Source organism: Cupriavidus basilensis (assembly GCF_029335485.1).
Lineage (GTDB): Bacteria > Pseudomonadota > Gammaproteobacteria > Burkholderiales > Burkholderiaceae > Cupriavidus > Cupriavidus basilensis_E.
The window spans coordinates 1-4,160 of sequence record NZ_JARJLM010000370.1 but is presented as its reverse complement, the minus strand read 5'-3'; the positions used below and the strand labels follow the sequence as shown (position 1 = coordinate 4,160).

Genomic DNA, 4,160 nt, shown 5'->3' with positions numbered 1-4,160 from the left:
CGCTGGCCGGTGGGGCGGGTGCCGGAGACCGGCGTGTGCGAGGAAAGAAGGAAAAGCTGAACTGCCGTCATAAATGCTCCCGGTTTTTCTTATGGGGCGCGTGCGGAACGCGCCGACCGGCGAGCTTACGGCAGTTTGCGAATGCCTGCCAGGTTGCGCGGATACGCACGGCGCCGGGGCATCGGGCGGGCGCCGGTGCAGTTGCCTCTTTTCGCATACAATGGCTCGCGTCTTCAGCGGTCCGTCCCGCGTCCAGCGGCGCGCGGCCTCCCTATCCGGTTTTCCCCGTGTCCGCATCCCAGCTCTCCAGCACCGTGTTTCCCGCCCAGCCGGCATCGCAGCGAGCCGGCCTTGCCGTGGCCGCCGTCGGCGCCATCCTTTTTTCCGGCAAGGCCATCGTCGCCAAGCTGATGTACCGCTACCAGGTCGACGCGGTCATGGTCATCAGCCTGCGCATGCTGTTCGCCGCGCCGCTGTTCATGGCGATCGGCTGGTGGCAGTCGCGCCGGCTGCCGGCGCTGTCCTGGGCCGACCGGGGCCGCATCGTCTTTCTCGGCGTCATCGGCTACTACCTGTCGAGCTTCCTCGACTTCCTCGGGCTGCAATACATCACCGCCGGGCTCGAGCGGCTGATCCTGTTCCTGACGCCGTCCTTCGTGCTGCTGGCCAGCGCCGTGCTGTTCAAGCGCGGCATCGGCCGCCGGCAATGGTTGTCGCTGCTGCTCGCCTATATAGGCATCGTGCTGGTTTTCGCGCATGATCTCGACGTGAGCGGCAGCCAGGTCTGGCTGGGCGCCGCGCTGGTGCTGGGCAGCGCACTCACCTACGGCATCTACCTGATCGCCTCGGGCGAGCTGGTGCAGCGCATCGGTTCGCTGCGCCTGGTGGCGTATGCGATGTGCGTTTCCACGGCCTGTTGCGCGGTGCAGTACCTGGTGCTGCGGCGGCCGCTGGCCGAGCTGTTGCAGCCGGCTCCGGTGATGTGGCTGTCGCTGGTCAACTCGGTGTTCTGCACGGTGCTGCCGGTATCGCTGACCATGGTGGCAGTGGCGCGCATCGGCGCGCCGATGGCGTCGCAGGCGGGCATGCTCGGGCCGGTGTCGACCTTGTTCCTCGGCTTCTGGTTGCTGGGCGAGCCGATCACCGGCGTGCAGCTCGCCGGCAGCGTGCTGGTGATGGGCGGGATATATTTGCTGTCGGCGCGGCCGGGGGGCTTAGGGCGCATCGGACGCATCGGACGCATCGGTGGTATCGGTGCCAGCCGGCACGGCGGCCAAGGCGAGGCACGGGCAGAATAACGAGCAGGCGGGTGGCCGCCTCGATGACACAAAGGAGTAACTGAGATGGATCTAGGATTGCGCGGCAAGCATGCGCTGGTGTGCGGCGCCAGCAAGGGTCTCGGTTTTGCCTGCGCCGACGCGCTGGCCGCCGAAGGCGTGGACGTGGTGATCGTGGCGCGCGGCGCCGAGGCGCTGGAGAAAGCGGCGGCGGACCTGCGTGCGCGCCACGGCCGGCGCGTGGTGGCGGTGGCCACCGACATCACCACCCCGGAGGGGCGCAAGCTGGCGCTGGATGCCGTTGCCAAGCTGGGCAGCCTGGACATCCTGGTCAATAATGCCGGCGGCCCGCCCCCCGGCAATTTCCGCGACTGGGACCGCGATGCCTGGCTGGCCGCGATCGACGCCAATATGCTGACGCCGATCGAGCTGATCAAGGCCACCGTGGACGGCATGATCGCGCGCAAATGGGGCCGCATCATCAATATCACCAGCGGCGCCGTGAAGGCGCCGATCGACGTGCTCGGCCTGTCCAACGGCGCCCGCTCGGGCCTGACCGGCTTCGTCGCCGGCCTGGCGCGCGAAGTCGCGCAGCATGGCGTGACCGTCAACAACCTGCTGCCCGGCCCATTCAACACCGATCGCCTCTACAAGACCATGGAAGGCGGCGCCAAGAAGGCGGGCCTGTCCGTTGCGGAGGTCGCCGAGCGCCGCGCCGCGCAGAACCCGAGCCGCCGCTTCGGCGAGCCGGCCGAGTTCGGCGCCACCTGCGCTTTCCTGTGCAGCCGCCAGGCGGCCTATATGACCGGGCAGAATGTGCTGCTCGACGGCGGCGCCTACCCGGGCACGTTCTAAGCGGTTGCCTCGATACTGCCCGGTGTGGCGGCGTCGCTGCCGACCGGGTGTTTTCCGCCGGGCCTTGCCGGCCCGGTCTTTGCTGATTGGCCAGGATGATGCCGATGACTCCCCCCCGTATCGCGCTGATCGCGCACGACCACAAGAAAGACGACATCGTTGCCTTTGCCGGCCGTCATCGCGATTTTCTTTCCCGCTGCGAGTTGCTGGCGACCGGCACCACAGGCGGCCGCCTGAGCGACGAGATCGGCCTGACGGTGACACGCATGCTGTCCGGCCCCTGGGGCGGCGACCTGCAGATCGGCGCGCAACTGGCCGAGGGCCGCGTGGGCGTGGTGATCTTCCTGCGCGACCCCATGACGCCGCAGCCGCACGAACCCGACATCAATGCGCTGGTGCGCGCCTGCGACGTGCACAACGTACCCTGCGCCACCAATGTGGCGACCGCCGATCTGCTGATTGCCGAGTTGCGGCGCCTGTATCCGGAACCGGGCGCTTCGGCCTGAGTTCCCGCACGCAGTCCGCGCATTGCACATCGATGCGCCCGCGGGCATTCACGGTGCCGGTGGCATCAACGTCATCGACGGCATCGATAGCCATCCACCAAAACCAGGATAAATGGAGCGACACATGAGCAAGGCTATCCGTATTTTCGAGACCGGCGGTCCCGAGGTGATGCAGTGGATCGATGTCGAGGTCGGCGATCCCGGCCCCGGCGAAGTCCGCGTGCGGCACGAAGCGGTCGGTCTCAACTACATCGACGTCTATTTCCGCACCGGACTGTACAAGCAGCAGCTCCCGGCCGGCCTTGGCATGGAAGGCGCCGGCGTGGTGGAGGCGGTGGGTGATGGCGTGCCGCACCTGAACGTGGGCGACCGCGTGGCCTATGCCGGCCGTCCCACGGGCGCTTACGCCCAGGTGCGGGTGATGCCGGCGGATATCGTGGTGCGCCTGCCGGATGCCATTTCGTTCGAGCAGGGCGCGGCCATGATGCTGCAAGGCCTGACCACGCAATACCTGGTGCGCGACAGCTACCGCGTGCAAGCCGGCGACACCGTGCTGCTGCACGCCGCCGCGGGCGGGGTTGGCCTGATCGCCAGCCAGTGGCTCAAGGCGCTGGGCGCGACCGTGATCGGCACCGCCGGCAGTGATGAAAAAGCCGCGCTGGCGCGGGCGCACGGCTGCGATCACACCATCGTCTACACCCGCGAATCCTTTGTCGACAAGGTCAAGGAAATCACCGGCGGCAAGGGTGTCGCAGCCGTCTACGACTCGGTGGGCAAGGACACATTCAATGGCTCGCTGGACTGCCTGGCGCCGCGCGGCACCATGGTGGTGTTTGGCAATGCGTCGGGTCCGGTGCCGCCGTTCGATCTTTCCGTGCTGGGCAACAAGGGCTCGCTGCGTATCACGCGGCCGACGCTGATGACCTATGTGGTGCATCGCGAACTGCTTGAGCCGATGGCGGCCGAGCTGTTCGAGATGGTCACCAGCGGCCGGGTCAAGATCGAGGTCCGCCAACGCTACGCGCTGGCGGATGTGGCGCAGGCGCATCGCGACCTGGAAGGCCGCAAGACCACCGGTACCACTATCCTGCTGCCCTGAGCGGCAGCCGGTGCGAGCCTAGCCGGCGGCTAGCCCGCCCGCACCGTCCGGGCGCCCGCGCGCGCCTCGGCCTGCCGCAGCACGTGCGGCGGCAGGCATTTCAGGATGAAGTGCACCGCCAGCGGGATCAGCACCACGTCGTCCATGAGCCCCAGCACGGGGATGAAGTCGGGAATCAGGTCGATGGGCGAGATGGCATAGAGCACCAGGCCAAACGTGGCCGGCCGCAGCCAGCGCGGGGCGTCGGGGTGGCGCAGCGCGAACCACAGCAGGCGGCCGTCGCGCCGCACCAGTGTCCACAGTGCCGAAAATCGTTTCCACATGAGAGGCCTCCTTCACTTGGCATGCGCGGCATGGCCCGTTCGGCCACTTGCAGATAGCTTGGGCCAAACCACGGCGCTTCAAGTTCCGTGCTGGCGCTTC

5 protein-coding genes are annotated in these 4,160 nt (G+C 67.7%); 4 read left to right on the top strand and 1 reads right to left on the bottom strand.

Annotated features, from left to right (window positions below; genetic code table 11):
• Positions 1 to 287 precede the first annotated feature (287 nt).
• From P3W85_RS22090 to P3W85_RS22075, 4 genes are all read left to right on the top strand, one after another.
• The gene (locus P3W85_RS22090; RefSeq protein ID WP_276266345.1) at positions 288 to 1,298 is read left to right on the top strand and encodes a DMT family transporter; all 1,011 of its coding nucleotides are present in this window, start codon (positions 288 to 290) and stop codon (positions 1,296 to 1,298) included.
• 45 nt (positions 1,299 to 1,343) lie between these two features.
• On the top strand, positions 1,344 to 2,132 hold the full coding sequence (locus P3W85_RS22085) for an SDR family oxidoreductase (protein WP_017226138.1): 789 nt from the start codon (positions 1,344 to 1,346) through the stop codon (positions 2,130 to 2,132).
• Between the two features lie 104 nt (positions 2,133 to 2,236).
• Positions 2,237 to 2,638, top strand: coding sequence for a methylglyoxal synthase (locus tag P3W85_RS22080; RefSeq protein ID WP_035810213.1), 402 nt, complete (start codon positions 2,237 to 2,239; stop codon positions 2,636 to 2,638).
• Between the two features lie 124 nt (positions 2,639 to 2,762).
• Positions 2,763 to 3,737 (top strand): quinone oxidoreductase family protein, encoded by a 975-nt coding sequence (locus P3W85_RS22075; RefSeq protein WP_276266344.1) that lies wholly within the window; start codon positions 2,763 to 2,765, stop codon positions 3,735 to 3,737.
• A gap of 29 nt (positions 3,738 to 3,766) precedes the next feature.
• On the opposite strand, the gene P3W85_RS22070 is transcribed toward P3W85_RS22075, so the two are convergent.
• Positions 3,767 to 4,060, bottom strand: a complete 294-nt coding sequence (locus P3W85_RS22070; protein WP_276266343.1) for a YkvA family protein — start codon at positions 4,058 to 4,060, stop codon at positions 3,767 to 3,769.
• Positions 4,061 to 4,160: the final 100 nt, after the last annotated feature.

Excerpts from the sequence above, each read along its gene's own strand:
- P3W85_RS22085 (WP_017226138.1), top strand. The coding sequence starts at position 1,344 with ATGGATCTAGGATTGCGCGGCAAGCATGCGCTGGTGTGCGGCGCCAGC.
- P3W85_RS22080 (WP_035810213.1), top strand. The coding sequence starts at position 2,237 with ATGACTCCCCCCCGTATCGCGCTGATCGCGCACGACCACAAGAAAGAC.
- P3W85_RS22075 (WP_276266344.1), top strand. The coding sequence starts at position 2,763 with ATGAGCAAGGCTATCCGTATTTTCGAGACCGGCGGTCCCGAGGTGATG.
- P3W85_RS22070 (WP_276266343.1), bottom strand. The coding sequence starts at position 4,060 with ATGTGGAAACGATTTTCGGCACTGTGGACACTGGTGCGGCGCGACGGC.